Genomic DNA, 21,491 nt, shown 5'->3' with positions numbered 1-21,491 from the left:
GCCGCCTCTTCGGAGTTGGCGGCCACTTGTTGGGTCACTTGATCCACTTGTCCCATAGCCTGATTGATCTGGTTCATCCCCTCTGCTTGTTCACGGCCGGAGATGGAGATCTCACCGATCAGGTCGGAGACTTTTTTGCTTTGTTCGACGATCTCTTGGAAGGAGGTGTGGGTTGCGAGGGCGATCTGGTTTCCTTCTTTGATCTGTCCGACCACCTCTTCGATGATATCGGAGGTCTCTTTGGCGGCTGCCGCCGCCCGTTGGGCGAGGTTCCGCACTTCATCGGCGACGACGGCGAATCCTAATCCGTGTTCCCCCGCACGTGCCGCTTCGACGGCCGCGTTGAGGGCGAGGAGGTTGGTTTGAAAGGCGATCTGATCGATCGCTTTGATGATACCGGAGATTTTTGCCGCCGATTCGGTGATCGCGTGCATGGAGAGGGAGAGCTGTTCCCCTTTTTCGTACCCGGCGCGGGCCGAATCGTTGGCGTTTTTCGCCAGAATATCGGCCTGACGGGCGTTATCAACGTTTTGCGCGTTGATCGCGGTGGACTCTTCTAACGTCGCGCTCACCTCTTCGACGCTGGAGGCCTGTTCGCTGGCCCCCTGCGCCAGTGACGAGGAGGAGGATGCCACCTGATCGGACGCGGAGGTGATCTGCATCGCCCCGTCGCGGATGGTGGTGACGCTCATGGTGATCGAACGGGTGACCGAACGGATGATCAGCATCGAGAGGATGATCGCCACGATCAGCGATACGGCGGAGATTGCAAGAGTTGACGTGACGGCAGACGAGGATTCTTCCATCGCTTCCTTGACCGATTCATTGGCAACCTCTTCATTGATTTTGGAGATCACTTCGATATTTTCGAGCATTTTTCCGCGCACGTCACGGCTCTCCTCGACAAACTTGGTCATCTCCGCATAGATTTGCGCATCATCCAGCTGAAGCGTACCGTTGCCGATCGGTCTTAGAAGATTTTTCTCAAAGTTATCCGACATCTCTTTCCATGTCGCCATATTCTCTTCATACCGTTTCCACTCCGCCGTCTCTTCTACCGTCTGGGGCAGCGGGGCGTACAGATCATACCCCTCTTTGTAATAGCTCCACCCTTTCGTGATCTTATCCGCAGCGTCCGCCCATTTTTCAACACGCTTGGGATCTTGAAGCAATCCCCGGGCACGGTTTTGCTGGATAATGATCTTATTGACCCCCGTACGCATCTTCATCAGCCCCACAATCGAAGGGACCCGGACAACTCCGATATCGTTCACCTCGGCCTTCCATAGACTGACCGAGTTCAAGGCAATCGTACTGACCGTCAAAAGCCCCACCATCATAAACGCCGTCAGTAAGATCAACTTACTCCGCAATACCATATTTTCCAACCAGCCCATCGTTATTCTCCCTCACTTAGGTGTGTGTTTTGTATCGTTTCCAGATTCACCAGCTCATCGGCTTCGAAGAGCTTCAGCACATCCAGGATCATCACGACGTTCTCCCCCATCTGCGCCATCGCACAGATAAAATCGGTATCGACGTTGCTCCCGAATTTCGGAGCTGATCCCAGATTGGCCGCATCGATCGACGCCACCTCTTCGACCCGGTCGACGATAAATCCGACATTCACCTTCTCCACTTCGACGATGATGATCGCCGTATGCATATCCCCTTCTCTGGGCTCCATCCCAAAGCGCAGCCGGGTATCCACCACCGGAATGATGGAGCCGCGCAGGTTAATGACGCCGCGCATATAGGGGGGTGTTTTGGGGACATAGGTCACTTTCATCATCGCAATGATCTCTTTGATCCGGTCGATTGCGATACCGTATTGTTCCTCTCCCAAAAAGAACGTCAGGTACCGTTCTCTTCTGCTTTGGACTGTATTGGGTGTCATCGCTATACCCCCAATACCATTTTAATCGATTTGACCAGTTTATCGTCGCTGAACGGTTTGACCATCCATCCCGTCACCCCGATCTCTTTTCCTGTCATCTTCATCTCGTTCGAACTCTCGGTCGTCAATATCAAAATCGGTTTGGTGGTATACCGCGCATCCGTTTTAATCGATCGGGCCAGTTCCAGACCGTTGATCTGAGGCATATTGACATCACTGATCAGCAAATCAAAATTCTCGCTCCCGTTTTTCAACCCTTCGAGCAGTTCCAGCGGATTCAGATACGATTTGAACTCAATCACCCCTCCTGCGATCATCTCTTCGAGCGCCAGCTCCGCAGTCGCGATAATCGCCCTTGAATCGTCTACGATAATTACCCTTTTTGCCATCTCTACTTCTCCTTAAATGTGTTTCAAAAAAATTCCATATCATTGTCATCTTCCGACGCAATTTCCTTGTTGCTTATAATCCCTTCAATCTGCATGCACGAACTGAAAAAGGAGCTGTCCATATAGTGGATGTCTCCTGAATCCTGGAGGATAAAAATATGCTCTCTCCACGAAGTGAGATCTTTCCCCAGATGTTCCATCAGCAGCACCAGCATTCTCAGTTTCTCCGCATCGGCAATGATCACCTCGCTCTGCGCCTTTAAAAAACTTCCCAAGGCAGAGAGGGCATAGGCAAGGGCCGTGAATTCAAACAGGTTGTTAATCGCATGGACATAAACCCCTAAAACCCCATCCGCAAAATTTTGAATATTCTGAACCGTGGGGTCCGTTTCCAATACGGTCAGCTTCAACGTCCACTCCTCATCCAGACTCGCCAGCTCGCTGATCTCATCCAAGACATCCCCTCCGATATCCTGAACGTACTCCCGGGAAGAGGTTTTCGTGATAAAACTCTGACGAAGGATCCCCTGTTCATCCGAGTCGAGCGTTCGGACCTCTTTTTGAGGAGATTCGGATAGTTCAACTGCCGGTTCAGGTACCGTCATGGCCGGCTTGGCCGGCGAAACAGCGGGAGCTGCGGAAACAACTTTCTGCACAGGTGGGACTTTCCCCAAAGGGCTCTTCCCCTCATTGAGCATCGACAAACGCAGATGGGCTTTGTTCCCTTCCACAATGCAACCGGATCCAAAATCTCTCAACAACGTCGCCAGTTTCGGAACCAATTCGATCTCCTTTTCCAACGTCAGGGTGATGAAAAACTCTTCAAAATTCTCTTCGATCACAATGTTCATAGCGTGCGCGGTACGCCCCCCCTGATGCATTAATGCGTAGCACAATTCAATCGCAATGTCTACTTTAGCGGAGGTGTGGAAAGAACGGGGCTCAAACTTGGACAAAACCCACACCCCAAAATCCATCATCGCCTCTTCATCGGTAATATCGAAGAGGGTTCGAAAATGGCGAATGTCGGAGCAAAAAGGGTTCAGCGCCTTCTTTTTCGACAATTTTTTATGCTCCCCCGTTTTGGAACGGAAGATCTCCCCGAAGCTTTTCAGCTTGAAGCGGATCAACTCTTTGTCGATCGGTTTACGGATATAGGCGGCTACCCCGATGGAGGCCATATGCTCCTCCATCTGCGGATCGATCACGGCCGTTACCGCCAGAATAATTGTTGAGGGGTAGCGCTCTTTGATAATTTTGGAAGCCTCGAAGCCGTCCATCCGGGGCATCATGATGTCCATCAAAATAATATGGGGATGCCATTGCTCAACGTGTTCAACGGCCTCTATCCCATCACAGGCTTCCTGAATTTCAAACCCTTCGACCTTGCGGCAAATCGCCTTTAATACCAGACGGTTATCTTCGACATCATCAACAATAAGAAGTTTTAAATGCTCCATCCGACACTCGCCTCCGTTCCAATTTTTTTTGCTTTCAGAGAAAAACGGCTTCCGGCCCCCTCTTTCGAGTGGATATCCAGGGTAAAATTCATCGCCCGCGCGTATTCGCGGACGATATTGAGCCCAAGGCCCGTCCCGTGGTCATGAACCCGTGCTTGCTGAAAAGGTTCGAAAATCGACGCCAGTTTCTCCTGCGCAATCCCGCTTCCGCTGTCTTCAACATCGATGCAACACTCGGTTTCGGTCTCATAAATCCGTACTTCAATAAATCCGCGCTGGGTGAATTTCAATGCATTTGAAATAAGATTGGTAAGGATTTGTCTAAATTTAAACGGGTCACAATGTATCCAGACAAAACTAATTTTTGTATTAAGCCGATATTCTATTTCGGTATTTTTATGGAGGCTTGAACAGTTTTCAAACGTTTCACGGACCAATTGGACCGCTTCGTACCGCTCCATCGCAAAAGTCTCTTTCCCCGATTTCAATTTTGCCATATCCAGAAGCGAGTTAATGAGGTGCAACAGGCTTTGGGAGTTTTTATAGGCCCGGTCCAAATAGATTTTGACCAGATTGCGGATCACCTCATCCTCGAACATCTCATCAAAATTTTCCAGCGCCTGATCGGTAAAATTGACTACCGCATTGAGCGGGGTCCGAAGTTCGTGCGAAATCTGATCGAAAAATTTGCTTTTCGCCTCCAGCATCTGGATCGCTTCCTCTTTGGCCCTCACCATTTCGGTAATCTCATGACGGATGGAGAGGTATTCGATCACCTCCCCTTTTTTATCCAGAATCGGGATAATGGTGGTGTCGAAATGGTGAATCTCCCCGTCTCGGTCAATATTCTCCAGAACCCCTTTCCAGATCTCCCCTTTTTCAATCACGTTCCAAATATTCTCATAACACACGTCATCCTCATTCGGGACGCAAAATATCAGGACATTATCCCCAAGAAGCGCTTCACGTTCGTACTTTAAGACGTTGCAAAACGCATCGTTGACGTAGGTGAGGGTACCGTCCAGATCGCTTTTGGAGACCAAATTGGTCACGTTAATCGCACGGTCGTACTGCCGCAGCAGTACTTCGGCCTCCTCTTTATGCTCGATACTGCATCGAAAGCTCTCCTCCAACGCGCATTTGTACCCCATCAACTCGGTAATATCGGTCAGGGTAACGATCATAATATCGTCCGTCGGTTCAAGCATCTTGACCACGATATTAAAATCACTCACCTTCAAGGCACCCGCTATCGCGACGCGGTAATGCTCTTTGGTTTTCTCAAAAATCGGTTCATACCATCGCCGCATCTCGTAACCGTCGTACACATAGCCGTATTTATGCACCTCCATAAATACGTTTGGCAGCATAAAATCGGGGGCAAAGACATCGATCCCCTGTTCCGAAAAAAACCGGATAAATGCGCCGTTGGCGTCAAGTACATTGTTCCCGTCCGTGATGACGATCAGTTCCGGAGTGGCATTAAAGAGGGATTTGTAATAGCGGAAATCGGGATCAATGGAACGCACCCGTTGCTTTAAAAGCTCTTTGGGCGTTTGCAAAACGATACCGTTTTCCCCCATCATAGACCCCCTTTTCTCAGAATATAACATTTTTATCACTGTTATAGTAGCATAATTTCATTTTTTTTATATTAGTCTCCTTGCCGTGGTTTCAAATTTCGGATGCTATACTTCCGTTATGCAACGATACACCCCAACCGAAGAACAGATCCGGGCCCAATTTGTCACCTCTTTGATGGAGTATTTCAAAATCGAAGAGAACCCTACCCTGCGCTCACATATCGATGATCTGATCCGTTCCCTCTCCCCCTCCCGATACCGGGAATTTTTCCGCCGCCTCTCGCTGCGCCCGATGGCGTACAAAAACGGGTTTGAAAAAATCGCCCTCATTGCGCAGGAGTTTGAAGAGGAGTCCCTTACCCCGATCGACCAAGAGGCCCGGGAACGGGCCGAGGCCCTCTACCGTCTGATGTACGATATCCGGCAGCAGATCGTTTTGGCACGAAATACGGAACTCACCGCCATCGAGAGATTTGAGCAGATCCGCTTCACCACCATCCGCAAAAGCGACTCGGGCGAACCGCTTCTTGACGAGACCGATATTAACGTTATCCGGCTCCTTACCAAGCGGTGGATTTACGATTACGTCTCCCTCGACCGGGGGCTCTTTGAAACCCGGGTGACCCACGAATACCGAAACGAAATCCTCCGTCGTGAACGGGCACGGCAAACCTCCCTCAGCGCCCCCCTCAAAGGCAAACTCCTCTCAGCAAGTAAACGGGGATGATCACCCTTCCTCTTTGTCTGATCGACCGTGATGACCTGACCCTTCTGGAGCGCGCCCTTCTCCCTCTCATCGTCCGTCACACCCTGACATGGGGGGAAAAACCGGGGGAGATCGATGCACCGACACTCTCCCGACTGCTCCGTCACTCCCCTCGTGAAGTGGTTGAGGCGCTCGATGCTCTGGTCAAAAAAGGGGTACTGGCAACCCGGCGCCGTAAAACCGCCGACGGGGTCATGATCGCTTACGCCCTCCTCCCCCAAAAAGAGGCGATCCATCTGCCGCCCACCGCTGTGGCGGAGTATACCGACCACAGCTACTACCTCAATCTGACCAACGATGCCTATACGGAGCTCTACGCGTTTGCATTGGAGACGCTGGACCGCGAAGGGCTTCGACGGGAGATCTTTGACGATTTCAACCTCTACCAGCGTTCCCAAAATCGCCGTTCGTTTGACTGGGCAGCCGAGTTTGAGCGGTGGGTTCGCAAAGAACTCGCTTCCAATGCCCCCGCCCTCATCAGCGCTCAAGAGGTCGAAGTGCAAAAACCGACCTCCGAAGAGTTTGAGACGGCACGCTATTTTATCCGCCAACTGGCCTCAATCGATCCGCAATTCGAAGAGCCTTTCGATGTTTTAAGCTGGGCAAAACAGATCAAACTGATCATCGATACCGGGGGGTATACCCTCGGCGACGTCAAAACGGTCATCGACTGGCTCTTCAGCGCCAAAGGGGACTGGTTTCGCCCCAATGTCCCCGATGCCTACCACCTGCGCAAACACTTCAAACGGCTCATTGCCCATACCCGCAGTTTCCGCGACGGAAAATCCCGCCTTCCCGATGGGGTCAACCTCTTCGATCTGTACGAGAAGATGGATTAGGAGCTGATCTTACGCATCTTGCCCCAAGTGCGTATCTCCCGCATCCGAAAGATGCGGGTAGCTTCAGGGGGGTGCAGGGGACAAATTGTCCCCTGCCACTTTACGGGCTTTGCCCGAAAAGTGCGTAACATCACAGTTAAGGGGTAAATATCAGCTCGATCCGTCCGTTTTCGCGACGCCCTTCATCGCTATCGTTCGATGCAATCGCCCCCTCTTCTCCGTATCCGCTCACCGAGGCAACCCTCACTCCCCTAAGGGCAAGATAATCGGCGACGCATCGCCCCCTCGCTTCTGAAAGGTTTCGGTTATTCTCATAAAGGGGTTTGAGCCGCTGAAGAGGGGTGTTGTCGGTATACGCATCGATCGAAACTTTTTTCTCTCCCCCTTTTTTCATCTCCTCCGCAACATCGGCAAGGAGTTTTTCCCCCTCTGTACTCAGCTTAACCCTCCCCGGCTCAAACAGCTGATCGTTGTAGACCCTGCGGGTCCGGGCGGTTTTTTCCAACTGCACCACCATGGATGCCCCTTTGACGTTGCGGGAAATCAGGGAATAACAATCCCCCTCCTCCTCTCTCTGAGGATGATACAGCTCTTTGAGTTCGTGATCGACCCCTTTGGCCTGTACGACGGAGTACCCGCTTGGGAGCATCACCCGCAGGCTGCTCTTCTCGATCACACAATCGGGAGCGTTTCGGCACTCTCCGCCGGTCACCAGAATGTCGACCCGGTTCCCGTTACGCGCGATGAGAAAATCGTTTTGCGTCACTTTTTGGTAATAGTCATACTTTTTTGTCTCGGCAAACGTCAGTTTGAGCAACCCGTTCGGCAGTTTTTCAATCGTATGCTCCGCCGGATGTGCGAAGAGTATCCGATCTTCCCCGACCCCTTCGTCAAAAATAAAACCGTATTGCCTCGGTTCCTCCCCCTCATAATGAAAATGGACCACCCCTTGCGAAAAATCGGGATCCGGATAAAAAATCACCTCCGAGGAGTCGGCATACGCACCCGTCCCCAAAGCTGCCGCAAAAATTGTCCCGATCAGCCGTTTCTCCATCATGTCCTCCACTGTAATGAACAAATGGTACAATAAAAAAAACGCATTTTCGGTTAAGAACTGACCTTACGCACCTTGCCTAAACAAGTACGAAAAAGGCAGTAATCTCCCGTATCCGAAAGATACGGGAAGCTTTAGGGGGTTGTAGGGACATTTGTCCCTGCCACTTTACGGGCTTTGCCCGAAAAGTGCGTAACATCCCTTAAAAAGGCACCCCTCATGAATCTCCTCTCCCTCTATCCCGCCAAACCCGTTTCTCAGGCAGCGATTGAATATTCGCTCGATCTAACCTTGAAAAGAGGGGTTGAAAACGGTTATTACGGCCGCAGCGACACCCTGTTTGCCGTATTGGCCCCCTTCGGTGTCCTTACCCTCATTGCCGAAGAGAAAAAAGATATCCTCAATGCCCTCGCGCTTCTGGGGATCACCCTCGATTCGCAAGAGCACCTCATCACCCAAGACTATCCCCTCCGTATTGAACCGACCCTCCCGCACGCGTTTGAGGTGACCAATGAAGCGATCACCCTCCAATCGGCTTCGACCCTCAATCTCAATATTATCGCCCTTGCCGTCTCCCAAAGCGTCGGGTTGGAGCACTACGAAAAACGGCTCGACACCCTTTTTACGAAAAGCCGCAAAATTGTCGAATCGATCCACACTTTCTCCATCAACCGCCGCTCCCACCTGATGCAGTTTGCCAAACTCTTGGCCCTGACCCGCCACGATATGGTGAGCAATCTCCTTTTGCTGGACAAGCCCAATATCCTCTGGGACGATGCGGAGGCCGAAGTGCTCTACAACCGTCTCGCTTTTGTCCTCGAACTCTACGACCGGCACGAAATCGCCCTCTCCAAACTCGCCCAGATCAAAGAGGACGTCCTCCTCGTCATGGACATCATCAACCACAAAAAAAGCGAATTTCTGGAGTGGATCATTATTGTGTTGATCGGAGTGGAAATCGTCATGGGGTTGATTGACTTTGTCCGTTAAAGGATAAAAATTTCTCACTTTTTTCTGACATTGGCTACAATACTTGACCGTATTAATAACTGACCTTACGCATCTTGCCCTAGCAAGTGCGTAAAGGGCAGTTAATCTCCCGCATCCGAAAGATGCGGGTAGCTTCAGGGGGGTGCAGGGGACAAATTGTCCCCGCCACTTTACGGGCTCTGCCCGGAAAGTGCGTAACATCAATTAAAAAAAGAGATAATTATGGAATCAATTTATCACTATTTTCCCAAAATTCGAGAATGTGTTCAGGATTTTTGTATCAATCTACAGAGCGTTCAATCCCTCGATTCCAACGATCTTCTCTATACCCATGCGATTTCGGAACATAAAAAACTCTTCCTCGAACTCCTCCTCTCAAGTTCCGGCGAGGAGATCGAAAAAAAGACCGCAGAGCTGGTCCATTTTACGATCGAACAGGAGATATCCTATCTGTTTCTCTACAGTGAACTCGTCACCGTCGCCCGCCAGCTCCTCGGCATCCTCGCGGACGATCACGATTTCGACCATATTGCCGCCGTCAACCGCTATTTTACGGAACATGAAAATCGGATCACCGCCCTCTACCTCCAGAAATTTCTAAAACAGCTCACCCTTAAAAATGAGCTTCGCCTCTCCCATATCGCGATGATGGGCGATAAAAAATTTATGATCCACTACGAATACCATCTTCAATGGATCCTGAGTCTGATCCGCTACGTACAGCAAAACGAATTTGACGATCACTATCCCGAACTCAATCCCGACCATTGTGAATTCGGGCGATGGCTCAACAACGCCACGACCTCCTATCTCCTCTCGACCTCCCATTTCAACGTCATCAAAAAACTCCACGTCAACCTCCACGATCTGGCGGCCAACGTCATAACCTATTACAAGAGCAGCGAGTTCCTGCCGGCAACCCTGATCCATCTCATGCAGCGAATCGACTACTATTCGCTTGAAATCGGCAACGAAATCGCTTTTCTCAATGAGATCGAAGAGAGTGCCAAAGACCCCCTCACCCATCTCCTGACACGCCGGCTGTTTAACAAAATCATGATGAACAAACTCGATATCTCCAAAGCGACGGGGAGAGAGTTTTCTCTGCTGATGTGCGATCTGGACCATTTTAAAGTTATCAATGACACCTACGGCCACGTCGTCGGGGATGTGGTACTGAAACATTTTTCCGGTATATTAGAACAAACGTTACGGAAATCGGACTATATTTTCCGCTTCGGAGGGGAGGAGTTTATGGTTTTGCTCCCGACAACCAGTAAAGCCGAAGCCCTTGCCCTCGCCCAAAAGATCTGCGATGCGACGGAACAAAGCGAGCTCCTTGTCGAAAAGGCATCAATCCGCTACACCGTCAGTATCGGGGCCATTTCGGTCCTTATCGATGACACCCTGCCGATCCATCAGGATACGATCGATCGATACATCGCACAGGTGGATGAAAAACTCTATCTGGCCAAAGAGCGGGGACGCAACCGGGTAGAGTAAGGGATTGGTAAGGTTATGCTCTTTTAATCATTACTAAAAAGGGTTTCAAATTCCGATGCGGGGAGGGGGCGGCTTTTGAGATACCCCTGATACATCGTACACCCCCTCTGCCGTAAAAATGCCAGCTGCTCTTCATGTTCCACCCCTTCCGCCAATAACTGAAATCCCAGGGCCTCCCCCATCGCGATAACGGCCGAAACAATCGCCATATCATCCTGATCGTAAGGGAGATCGTCTATAAAACTCTTGTCGATTTTCAGTACGTCGATCGGGAACCGTTTCAGATACGACAACGACGAATAGCCGGTTCCGAAATCATCGATCGCCAGCCGTATCCCCCTCGCCCTCAGGGCATGGAGCATCGTCACCGTCTCCTCTTCGCGCTGCATCAAAGCGCTTTCGGTCAGTTCCAGCTCCAGCCGACCGGCGGGATAGCCACTCGTTTTGAGCGCTTTGTCAACCATCTCCGGGATGTTTTGATGGCGAATCTGATGGGCAGAGAGGTTGACGGCAAGAATCAGACGATGCCCCTGATCGAGCCATATCTTCCCCTGTCTGCACGTCTCGTTCAAAACCCATTCGCCGATCACTCCGATCATCCCCGTCTCTTCGGCAAGGGGGATAAACTGAGCCGGAGAGATCACCCCCCGCTGCGGATCATTCCACCGAACCAGCGCTTCGGCCCCTACAATCCGTCCCGTAGCAATGTGTACCTGCGGCTGATAATAGACCTCGAACTCCCGTTGTTCGATCGCCCGGCGCAGCTGAACTTCGCAATCGACCCGTTGTCGGGCCGAATCGGTCAGATCATCGGTATAGTAGCGATAATTTCCGCGCCCTTCGGCTTTTGCCTTGTACAATGCCGCATCGGCATTTTGAAGCAGCGTCTCCGCTTCACTGCCGTCCTGAGGGCTCAGGACGATTCCGATACTGGTACTGATATGGATCCCTATCCCGCTTTGAAGCTTAAAAGGTGCTGCAAGGGTACGGATCATCTCCTCCGCAAACCGTCCCGCATCTTCAGGACGGGCAATCTGCTCCAGAACAACGGCAAACTCATCTCCCCCCAGTCGGGCAATCAAATCTCCCGCCCTCAGCCGCTGCGCAAAACGCTGTGCCACTTTCTGAAGCAGTTCGTCCCCTGATGTGTGGCCGAAACTGTCGTTGATGTCTTTAAACCGGTCCAGATCGAACAAGAACAACGCCGTCATCGTCTTCTCCCGCGCCCCTTTAGCGATCGATTGTTGCAGGTGGGCCATCAAAAACGAACGGTTGGCCAGCCCTGTGAGTGAATCGTAGTTGGCCAGCGTCTCCAGCTGCTTTTCGTAACGGACCCGTTCGGTAATCTCCTGCACGATTCCGATCCCTTTGACCCGTCGTCCGTTTTCGTCAAACTGAAACTCCGCATGCAGCTGGACCCATCGCAGCTCTTTCTCCGCGTCGATAACCCGGTACACCATATTGCACATGCCGTCCCACAAAACATGGGCGATTGCCTGCGTAAATTCCGCACGGTCCTCTTCGTAAATACGCTCCTCCACCGCCATCATCGAGACGGCCTGAGCCGGGGAGAGGCCATGCATCCGGAAACACTCCTCGCTCCCCTCAAAGATGTCTTCGAGAATATCCCATTCCCAGGTTCCGATATGCGCCAGCTCCTGAACCCGCTTGATCTCATTCTCTTTTTTCTTCCGGTCGCTGATATCACGAGCCACCCCGAGGACCCCGACATCCTCTCCGGCAGCGTCTTTCATCGGGGTTTTGATCGTCTCGAAAAACCCCTCGTAGCTTCCGTCTCCGAATTTCAGATACTCTTCGTTCGTGCGCGATCCCCCCGCCGCAACGGCGGCGAGATCGTGATCGCGAAAAAACTGCGCCAGGGCGGGATCGACAAAATCGAAATCGTTTTTCCCGATAATATCCCCCTCCTGCGCATTGTAAAAACGCTGAAACATTTTGTTGCACGCCAGATAGGTCCCCTCGAGATCTTTGAGCCAGATCAGATCGGGGATCGTGTTGATCAACGTGTACAAAAACGAACTTTTTCGGGCCAGTTCGGTCTGAATCTGTTTTTTGTCACTGATATCGCGGTACATTGCCATCAGATACGGTTCTCCGTCGATCTGCATCGCGACGACGTTAACCCATACGTCAATCATCGACCCGTCTTTGCGACGATGGCGCGATTCAAACGACTCCGGCCCCTCCTGAATGATTTTCCGGATCCTCTGCTCCGTCTCTTCGACCGATTCCAGTACTTCGTAATCGTTCACCCGAAGTACGGCGAACTCCTCGCGCGTGTATCCCAGCATCCGGCACATCGCATCGTTGAATTCGACCGCAACCGTATCGGGGCGGAGCAAAGCGCACCCATCGGGCTGCGATTCAAACAGGGTGCGAAATTTGAGCATATTGCGCTCCGCGATCTCTTTTTCGGCTTTTAATTCCCCCTCTTTCAGAGAGAGCTTTTCCAGCGCCTCGCTCTTTTGCTCAATCGTCGCGATCAAAAATTCGAAATAGGCCCCGTGCAGTGCTTTGAGGATATCGTGCCGGTCCAGAATACCGATAAAACGGTTTTGCTCCTCCACGACGATAAGCTGATGGATGCCGTGATCTTGCATCACTATCGCCGCCTCCTGAAGCGGTGTCGATTTGCACACCAGTTTCAGCTCGGTATGGGCCAACGCGGAAACAGACTCCGTCTCGTCTTGATCCCCGTGGATGCGAAATCGGGCGATATCGCGCTCGCTCACCACCCCATAAGGGGTCTGGTTTTCGAGGATCAGGACGTAATCTTTCCCCGCTTCGCGCATCTGCGCCGCCGCATCGGCAATGGTGGCCTCTTTTCCCATCAGCAGAGGGATTGCGTTCATCGCATCCTGAACCCGTTTGAATTTGACCAAATGTTCAAATCCCATATGGCGTAAAAAATCCCCCTCGCTCACAACCCCCCGATAACGCCCCTCCCCATCGGTCACCACGAGATGACGGTACTTTTTCTCTTCCATCGCCAAATACGCATCGTGCAGTACGGTATTCTCGTCCATACAAAATACCCCGCGCGTCATCACCTCCGAAAGCGTCACTGCCGAGGGGTCGTATCCGCTGATGGTTTTGAGGGTATCGTGTTCGGTGAATATCCCGATCGGCCGATACCTCTCATCCACCACCACAACCGAACTCACCTGATCGCGTTCCATCTGTTTCAGTGCATCCATCAACGCTATTTCCCCGCTCAGCGGAGTACTTTTCGAAGAGACAATCCCTTTTAAGGTCATAGTGGTCATCGTTTTTCTTTTCCCCCCGATGGATCGTTTTCCATCATAATGTTATGCACTTTCCGGGCAGAGCCCGAAAAGTGGCAGGGACATTTTGTCCCCTGCACCCCCCTGAAGCTTCCCGCATCTTTCGGATGCGGGAGAGATAAGCGATTTAATGTTATGCACTTTCCGAGCAAAGCCCGGAAAGTGGCAGGGACATTTTGTCCCCTGCACCCCCCTGAAGCTTCCCGCATCTTTCGGATGCGGGAGAGATAACCGATTTGATGTTACGCACTTTCCGGGCAGAGCCCGAAAAGTGGCAGGGACTAAAGTCCCTACAACCCCCTAAAGCTTCCCGCATCTTTCGGATGCGGGAGAGATAAGCACCCTTTACGCACTTTTCGGATACGGGAGAGTACGGACTCTTTTCACCCTCTTTAGAATAAGTGCTTCAGGTCCGTTCTGTTATTTATATAATACTCCAAGAAATCAAAAAAACAACACAAAAAAGGAGAGAACAAAAAAAAACCTTAAAAGCGCAGGGGGTGGTTTAACGAACCCGAACCAGTACGCGGCGCTGACAATCGCACTCTCCGAAATAGACCCACCGCTCCTCATACACCGGCTGTTCCGGGTAGACGACCGAAGCACCGATCGTCGCATAGGGTACCGATTGTCTGCGTGACTCTGTGAGGGCATACCCCAACACCCCTCCGACAACCAACGGAACAACCCAGTTGTTGCGGTGCGACGGATACCCCATTTTAACATGCCGGGGAGCGTCATAGCGCCCCCCCCGATCATGTTCGCCATGCCCCGCATACGCCGAAACCGAAAAAATCATAACGGCACCCACGACGGTACCGAGAATGTGCATTGTTTTCATAGGAGACTCCTATCGATTAAGATAACCGTATTCTCTCACCCCAACGTGAAGCGATTGTGAACATTCTCTCACCCGACACGATTCCCGAATCGATGCATAGTGGCTTTAGGGGGTTGTAGGGACTTTAGTCCCTGCCACTTTACGGGCTTTGCCCGAAAAGTGCGTAACATCAGAAAATAAGCTAAAATAGCATCCAAAAAGGGGAACCATGCGTTGTTTACCACTATTGGGGGTGCTCAGTGCCCTCGTCACCCTCAGCTGGGGAAATCCCGAATGCTACGTACAAGGGTATGGCCCCCTGATCACCTCTGCCGATGAAACGTCGCTGCTCTTACGAGACGGTACCCGCTTCCCCTATCACACCCCGACGCCCAAAGGGACATGGGATGAGACCATCAATAATGCCGATCTCTCCGTCCAGCTCTCGCAAACCTACGATGCGGGGGGGATCGAAACCCCTCCTCCGTATCTTTTCGATCCGGGGCGTCTTCGCTACCAGCCCTTTTTCCAGGCCCTCTACGGCAAAGACAAAAAAGGGATCGAAGCCAATCTCGTCACCATCGAATGGCCGACGCTGAAGGGGATGAGCACACTTCGGGTCAACCGTGTCGGGGGGGTGGATCAAAAACTCGCCGCCATCGGACGCGAAATCGCCGCCCTCCCGAAAAAAGAGCGGATTTGGGCGGAGGGGGCCTCCACCTATGAGTACCGGGTGATCAAAGACACCGACCGCCTCTCGATGCACAGCTTCGGGATCGCGATCGATCTCGCCCCGACCAAAACCCAATACTGGAAAGATGAAGCCCCTTCCGAAACGGCTAGAATCGGCTACCGCAACACGATGCCCCTCTCCATCGTCCGAATTTTCGAAAAACACGGCTTTATCTGGGGGGGGAGATGGTACCACTACGATACGATGCATTTCGAGTACCGTCCCGAACTTTTCGCCCCTTCCTGCGTTTCTCACAACCGATGAACCGTTGGATGCAAATCGCCCATGACGAGGCGCTGCGCGGCATGGGATCGGATGAGGGGGGGCCGTTCGGGGCCGTCATCGTCTGCAACGGCGACCTAATCGCCGCCGCCCACAACCGGGTCCTCTCCACCAACGACCCCACCGCCCATGCCGAGATGGGGGCGATCCGCCTCGCATCCGAAAAACTGGGGCGGTTCGACCTCTCCGACTGCACCCTCTACACCACCTGCTACCCCTGTCCGATGTGTATGGGGGCCATTCTCTGGGCACGGATACCGACCGTCTATTACGGCGCTACGGAAGAAGATGCCGCACGGGGAGGGTTTGATGACGAGCGGTTTCACACCTTTATCGCCGACCCCGGCACCGTACTCGATCTCAGGGTGATCGACGGGGAAAAAAACCGGGAGTTGTTTGACCGGTGGCTGGAAAAAGAGAACCGAAAACTTTATTAATATCTGATGTTACGCACTTTCCGGGCAAAGCCCGCAAAGTGGCGGGGACAAATTTGTCCCCTGCACCCCCCTAAAGCTACCCGCATCTTTCGGATGCGGGAGATTACTAACTGATGTTACACACTTTCCGGGCTAAGCCCGCAAAGTGGCGGGGACAATTTGTCCCCTGCACCCCCCTGAAGCTACCCGCATCTTTCGGATGCGGGAGATTACTAACTGATGTTACACACTTTTCGGGCTAAGCCCGGAAAGTGGCGGGGACAATTTGTCCCCTGCACCCCCCTAAAGCTACCCGCATCTGTCGGATGCGCGAGAAAAACTTCCCTTTACGTACTTGCTAAAGTAAGGTGCGTAAGGTCAGTTAATACCAATGTGATCAAATTGTAATAATCCTCCTTTATACTGTACGTATTTTTTTTCAAGGGTTTTTTTATGGTTTCTCCCCACTCTCACTCACTCTTTGCAAACCTCTCCATCCGAAAAAAACTGACCCTCATTGTCGTTTTGGCGCAGCTTTTTGCCCTTACGGCGGTCGCACTCGGGATTACCGGGATGTTTTTGTCCAACGGATCGCTGGAAACGATCCACAGCCAGAGCCTTGAACCCCTCCAAAATCTCCGCACCTGTAAAAACGGGATCGAAAAAGAGATTCTCCACACCGCGACCGAACTCTCCGAGGGGGTTGGAGATTTCGATGCGGCCGCCAAATCGGTCGCCGCTTCCCATCAACAGCTCAAAGAGAAATGGGGAATTTATCTCTCCGGGGAGATGACCGACGAGGAGAAAGAGATGATTCCGGAGGCGAAAAAGGCAATGGAGAGGGCGGAACGTTCGATCGTTTTGCTGGAAAAGGCTATCGAAGCCAAACAGATCATGACGATTCTCGATCTGATCCAAAGCGATTTTCCCTACAGTCTCACCCCGGCTGCCGAACAGCTCGACACCCTGATCGATCTACAGATTGCCAATACCCAGGCGCTCTATCTGAGCGCACAAGAAGAGTTTAACCAGACCCTTCTCCTGATTGCCTTGATCTTCCCTGCGGGGATGATCAGCGTCCATATCATTTTGCACTTCATCTCCCGTGATCTTCTCCAAAAAACGGCCAATCTCACCCAAATCGCCCGCCACCTCCGCTCCGGGGATCTTCTCCACCGGATCGATGCACACGGGAGTGATGAGCTGGCTACCGCCGCGCACAACATGAACGACTCGATGGATGAGTTGCAAAAAATCGTCGGAAGCATCAAATCGGCCTCCCATAACAGCATCGCTTCGGCACAGGAGCTCAATCTCGTCTCTGCGGCCATTAAAAACCGTCTCGAAGCAAGCAGTTCGGATATCGTACAAACCCATACCCAAATCATCACCCTTCAGGAGATTGTCCACCGCAGCAGTGCGGCGGCACACGATACCGACGAAAAAATCTCTCAGGCAAACGGCAACCTCACCCACGCTACGGACCAGATTGCCCACATGAACGATGACATCCAAACGGTCGCCGCCAGCCAGCAACTCCTCTCCGAGGATCTTAAAACCCTCTCCGCGCAAGCCAAAGAGATCAAAGGGGTTCTGGACATCATCGGCGATATCGCCGATCAAACCAATCTCCTCGCCCTCAATGCCGCGATCGAAGCGGCCCGTGCGGGGGAACACGGCCGGGGATTTGCCGTCGTCGCCGACGAGGTACGCAAACTCGCCGAACGGACACAAGAGAGCCTCTCTCAGATCAATATAACGATTAACTCTATCGTCAATGCCATCATCAACACCAGTAAAAAAATGGACAAAGCCACCGAATCGGTGCTGATCGTCTCTCAAGACTCCAACACGGTACAAGAGATCATCCGATCCTCATCCTCTCTCATCTCGATTGCCGCAAGCAGTGTCCGTCACTCCAACGATACCCTTGCCCGCTTAATGGAGGGGATGAACCTCATCTCCGCCAAAATCGACTCCCTCAATAGAATCGCTTCGTCCAATGCTGCCAGTATTCAAGAGATCACCGATGTGGCAACCGGACTCGATCACAACACGGCCGATCTGAGCCGACAGCTTCAGAAGTTTAGTGTGTAAGGTTAGCGTTTAACGTCAAAAATCGATCATCCGCTCAACCGGGCGGCCGATGATCTCCTCAACCTCCCGAATCAAATTTTCCCGTATCTTTCGGATACGGGAGATTAACTCCCATTGAAGTACCCCTTAAGGCAAGGTGCGTAAGGTCAGCTTTAACATAAATGTAACACTGTTTTTTCATAATGCTACTCTCGTAACTAAACTATTGAGGAGAAAAAAGGAGGAAAATACCGAGGAGAAAGCCTTAACGATCCGTCTGCCATCAGAATTGCAGCTCTCAGGCAGACGGAAAAACGTGTTGCACGGCAACGTCAAAATTATAGCGTTTTTTGGCGCTGTTTCTCCGACGTTGTCGTGCATATACACCTTTCAAATGCACTCTTTTAAAATCTTTCGCATAAATGCGAAAAGCTTTAGGGGGTTGATATAAAAACAAAGGATATATATGTTCGATTTCCCCATATTCGAAATGCCCACGATCGGGCTCAGAATGCTCATGGCGATCAATGCCATCATCCACGTCTTCGTCTCGCACGGCGGTGCCGTCGGAGGATCGGTGGTGCTGGCACTGGCCGCATGGTGGACCAACAAACGGGGCGATACGGCCGGGTATGAAACCGTCTACCGCCTCCTCATGGTCTTTTTTATCCTCTCTACCTCCATCGGCGCCCTCACCGGAATCGGGATGTGGATTCACGCCAACATCATCAGCCCCAACGCCATCGGCGGACTGATCCGCGTTTTCTTCTGGAAATGGTTTATCGAGTGGATCGTCTTTAACTTCGAGGTGATCTTGCTCCTGTTCTGGTTCATGACGTGGAAACAAAAAGAGACTACCCTCAAAGGGCGCACGTCATCGGTACGTTTCGGGATCTGGTATGCTATCTCCTCCTGGGTGACGATGCTGATCATCACGGCGATTTTAGGCTTTATGCTAACCCCGAATTTCGACGGTCAGCCGTGGGTTGATCCGGAAGTCTATCCGGGTAACGTCAACTACAACAATGCCCTCTTTAATCCGACCTGGTTCCCCGGCCTTTTAATGAGAACCTTTAGTTCGATCGCGTTTGCCGCCGCATTGGCGATTATGTGGACATGGCTTATCACCGCGTTTAGCAAAGACGAAGAGATTCGCAATACCAAAGAGCGCCTCATCAAGTTTTTCGCGACGATCATGATGGTTACCGTTCCGGTCGCTGCGGCATTCGGGTACTACTACCTGTTGCAAATCCCCGAAGCGGCCCGTGCCATGATCCCGACGGCGATGATGACGCGTGCGTTTGCCGACAAAATGGATTTGATGTACCTGATTATCAGCGGTATCGGCGGTGCGGTGGTGATCACCACGATCATCGCCTATTTCTCCCCCAAGCGGATGCCCTACATTGCGGCAACACTCATGGTCGCGGCATTCATGCTCTTTTGGGGTTACGAAGAGCGTACGCGTGAGTTTATCCGCAAACCCTACCTCATCTATCACTACATGTACGCCAACGGTATCCGTGTCACCGACGTCCCCTATCTGAACAAAGTGGGTATCCTCAAGCATGCTGTTTTCGTCGATGAAAAAGACAAAGTGATCAATGAGGATAAATCAAACCTTGTTAAAGTGGGTCATACGATCGCTCGAATCGAGTGCCGCGCCTGCCATACCGAAAACGGGATCAACGGTCTTAAAGCACTCACGGCGGGATGGAGCGAAGCGGCTATCCGCAACCGTATCAACAACCTCCCCGGCGGCGGAACACCGTATATGCCTCCGTTTGTCGGAACCGAAGCGGAAAAAGAGGCTCTTGCGGCCTATCTCGCAACACTAAATAAAAGAGGAGAGATCAAATAATGAACTGGAAACTCCCTTTTGACATCCCCCTCGTCATCCCGACGATGGGACTCCCCGGCTGGTTTTTCGATACGCTGGGCGTAATCGTCTTTGTCGTGCATATCGCATTTATCTATACCCTCATCGGGGCATCGACCGCGTCGGTCCTCTATAACATCACGGGGGTATTCAAAAAATCCAAAACGGATGATGTGCTGGCCTACAAAATGACCAACCCGACCACTATCAGTGAGAATATGGGGGCATTATGGGGGGTCGCGCCGCTGCTGGTGATCTCGGTACTTTATACCGGATTTTTCTATACGGCGATTTTGAAAGTCTCTCCCCATATTTTGCATATCATTTACGGGAACATCTTCGCGTTTTTGCTCTCGTATGCGTACAAATTTAGCTGGCATGCCTTGCACCGCCACAAAGGGTTCCATATCGCTATCGGACTGGTTGCGGTACTCACGTTCTATACGTTGCCTCCGGTGTTTATGTCGATGTCAAACCTCTATTTACAGCCGGAGACATTTGCCACGGTTCAAACCATCTGGGACATTATGCTAACCCCCCTTACGGGCTTTCGCTTGATCAACTTTTTCCTCACGGCGTTTAGCTTTACGGGGATCGTCATGATCTATCTGGGGGTCAAATGGATCAAAGCGGGCGGCGAAGATGCCGAAGCGGGACGTCTGGCGGTCGATCAGGGGAAAAAATGGTTTATGTGGGCGGCTCCGGTGAACATCGCCGTCCTTCCGCTCGTCTTTTTCGCTTTTTCACCGCGCTTCAGCGAAGCGTACATCCATACCCCGTTTGTATTCCTGCCGTTTGCGGCTTCGGCAGTACTCACGATTCTCTTCTTCTTCCTCCTCAAACGCTTCGGCGATGAAGAGATGAACCTCGGCGATGCGACCAAAGCACTCGTGCTGATGGTAGCGGCCGTAGCACTGATGGCGACCGCTCGCCACGGTATCCGTGTCGTGAGCTTCGAAGAGCCGCTCAAACTTCAGGCCGAAGCGACGGAAAAATACATGACCGACGTTATCGCCGAATACAAAGCATACAAAGAGGAGATGAAAAACGCTCCGGCGGTTGTTCTCGATCCCGCTGTTTCATTAGCCGATTCCAAAGGGTGTCTGGCGTGTCACAGCATCGATGCACCGCTCGTCGGCCCGTCGTACAAAGAGATCGCCGCCAAAGGGCAAAGCGCTGAAACACTCACCGCTTCACTCAAAAACGGCTCAACGGGCAAATGGGGGGAAACTCCGATGCCTCCGCAAACCCTCACCGATGAAGAGGCAAAAACTCTCGTCGTATGGGTGTTGAAACAAAAGTAATACCAAACTTTATGAACTAGGTATACTCTCGTCATTTTGTGCTACGACACAAAACCCAATGCAAGAGATGGATCCCGTATCAAGTACGGGATGACAAAATGCGTATGTACCGTTAAAGATAGACGGTACAACACCCAACGCGTCATCCTCGGGCTTGTCCCGGGGATCCATATTTAAAAAGGGTCAACCCATTTT

Annotated in this window: 17 protein-coding genes; 9 read left to right on the top strand and 8 right to left on the bottom strand. The window is 51.8% G+C overall.

All coding sequences use genetic code 11. The annotated features are described in order from the left end of the window. The 5 genes from M0P91_RS12310 to M0P91_RS12290 form a co-directional block, all read right to left on the bottom strand. A partial coding sequence (locus tag M0P91_RS12310) for a methyl-accepting chemotaxis protein (RefSeq protein ID WP_295067865.1) occupies positions 1 to 1,397 on the bottom strand: 1,397 nt, incomplete at its 3' end. A 2-nt stretch (positions 1,398 to 1,399) separates the two neighbouring features. Next, positions 1,400 to 1,897 (bottom strand): chemotaxis protein CheW, encoded by a 498-nt coding sequence (locus M0P91_RS12305; RefSeq protein ID WP_295067862.1) that lies wholly within the window; start codon positions 1,895 to 1,897, stop codon positions 1,400 to 1,402. A 2-nt stretch (positions 1,898 to 1,899) separates the two neighbouring features. Then, a complete protein-coding gene (locus M0P91_RS12300) occupies positions 1,900 to 2,286 on the bottom strand; it encodes a response regulator (protein WP_295067859.1) in 387 nt (128 codons plus the stop codon). Positions 2,287 to 2,309: 23 nt separating this feature from the next. Beyond that, on the bottom strand, positions 2,310 to 3,746 hold the full coding sequence (locus tag M0P91_RS12295; RefSeq protein WP_295067856.1) for a response regulator: 1,437 nt from the start codon (positions 3,744 to 3,746) through the stop codon (positions 2,310 to 2,312). Then, positions 3,734 to 5,332 carry an ATP-binding protein gene (locus tag M0P91_RS12290; RefSeq protein WP_295067853.1) on the bottom strand — a complete coding sequence of 533 codons (1,599 nt, stop codon included), beginning with the start codon at positions 5,330 to 5,332 and terminating at the stop codon, positions 3,734 to 3,736. The genes M0P91_RS12295 and M0P91_RS12290 overlap by 13 nt, the downstream gene beginning before the upstream one ends. A gap of 115 nt (positions 5,333 to 5,447) precedes the next feature. Here M0P91_RS12290 and M0P91_RS12285 point away from each other — a divergent pair, with 115 nt between their 5' ends. Further along, a complete protein-coding gene (locus M0P91_RS12285) occupies positions 5,448 to 6,056 on the top strand; it encodes a hypothetical protein (protein ID WP_295067850.1) in 609 nt (202 codons plus the stop codon). Further along, positions 6,053 to 6,934 (top strand): hypothetical protein, encoded by an 882-nt coding sequence (locus M0P91_RS12280; RefSeq protein WP_295067847.1) that lies wholly within the window; start codon positions 6,053 to 6,055, stop codon positions 6,932 to 6,934. The genes M0P91_RS12285 and M0P91_RS12280 overlap by 4 nt, the downstream gene beginning before the upstream one ends. Positions 6,935 to 7,070: 136 nt before the next feature. Here M0P91_RS12280 and M0P91_RS12275 read toward each other — a convergent pair whose 3' ends face one another. Continuing rightward, a complete protein-coding gene (locus M0P91_RS12275) occupies positions 7,071 to 7,991 on the bottom strand; it encodes an OmpA family protein (RefSeq protein ID WP_295067844.1) in 921 nt (306 codons plus the stop codon). Between the two features lie 216 nt (positions 7,992 to 8,207). Between M0P91_RS12275 and M0P91_RS12270 the strand changes: the two genes are divergently transcribed. Together M0P91_RS12270 and M0P91_RS12265 are read left to right on the top strand one after the other, a co-directional pair. Continuing rightward, on the top strand, positions 8,208 to 8,978 hold the full coding sequence (locus M0P91_RS12270; RefSeq protein WP_295067842.1) for an RMD1 family protein: 771 nt from the start codon (positions 8,208 to 8,210) through the stop codon (positions 8,976 to 8,978). Between the two features lie 222 nt (positions 8,979 to 9,200). Beyond that, a complete protein-coding gene (locus M0P91_RS12265) occupies positions 9,201 to 10,481 on the top strand; it encodes a sensor domain-containing diguanylate cyclase (protein WP_295067839.1) in 1,281 nt (426 codons plus the stop codon). Between the two features lie 23 nt (positions 10,482 to 10,504). On the opposite strand, the gene M0P91_RS12260 is transcribed toward M0P91_RS12265, so the two are convergent. Both M0P91_RS12260 and M0P91_RS12255 read right to left on the bottom strand, forming a co-directional pair. Next, complete coding sequence (locus M0P91_RS12260; protein ID WP_295067835.1) at positions 10,505 to 13,768, bottom strand: EAL domain-containing protein; 3,264 nt, start codon at positions 13,766 to 13,768, stop codon at positions 10,505 to 10,507. 523 nt (positions 13,769 to 14,291) lie between these two features. Next, a complete protein-coding gene (locus M0P91_RS12255) occupies positions 14,292 to 14,627 on the bottom strand; it encodes a hypothetical protein (protein WP_295067832.1) in 336 nt (111 codons plus the stop codon). A gap of 208 nt (positions 14,628 to 14,835) precedes the next feature. On the opposite strand from M0P91_RS12255, the gene M0P91_RS12250 reads away from it, so the two are divergent. The 5 genes from M0P91_RS12250 to M0P91_RS12230 all read left to right on the top strand — a co-directional run bounded on the left by M0P91_RS12250 (position 14,836) and on the right by M0P91_RS12230 (position 21,296). Continuing rightward, complete coding sequence (locus M0P91_RS12250) at positions 14,836 to 15,603, top strand: M15 family metallopeptidase (RefSeq protein ID WP_295067829.1); 768 nt, start codon at positions 14,836 to 14,838, stop codon at positions 15,601 to 15,603. Positions 15,604 to 15,611: 8 nt separating this feature from the next. Further along, a complete protein-coding gene (locus M0P91_RS12245; RefSeq protein WP_295067826.1) occupies positions 15,612 to 16,058 on the top strand; it encodes a nucleoside deaminase in 447 nt (148 codons plus the stop codon). Between the two features lie 432 nt (positions 16,059 to 16,490). Further along, positions 16,491 to 18,134, top strand: coding sequence for a methyl-accepting chemotaxis protein (locus M0P91_RS12240; protein ID WP_295067823.1), 1,644 nt, complete (start codon positions 16,491 to 16,493; stop codon positions 18,132 to 18,134). A 445-nt stretch (positions 18,135 to 18,579) separates the two neighbouring features. Continuing rightward, on the top strand, positions 18,580 to 19,974 hold the full coding sequence (locus M0P91_RS12235) for a cytochrome c (protein WP_295067821.1): 1,395 nt from the start codon (positions 18,580 to 18,582) through the stop codon (positions 19,972 to 19,974). Beyond that, positions 19,974 to 21,296, top strand: a complete 1,323-nt coding sequence (locus M0P91_RS12230) for a c-type cytochrome (RefSeq protein WP_295067819.1) — start codon at positions 19,974 to 19,976, stop codon at positions 21,294 to 21,296. The genes M0P91_RS12235 and M0P91_RS12230 overlap by 1 nt, the downstream gene beginning before the upstream one ends. The last annotated feature ends 195 nt before the right edge of the window (positions 21,297 to 21,491 follow it).

The sequence above is a fragment of the Sulfuricurvum sp. genome (assembly GCF_023229695.1).
Classification (GTDB): domain Bacteria; phylum Campylobacterota; class Campylobacteria; order Campylobacterales; family Sulfurimonadaceae; genus Sulfuricurvum.
Note: the sequence above shows the minus strand (reverse complement) of the source record. Positions and strands in the feature narration are given on the sequence as shown.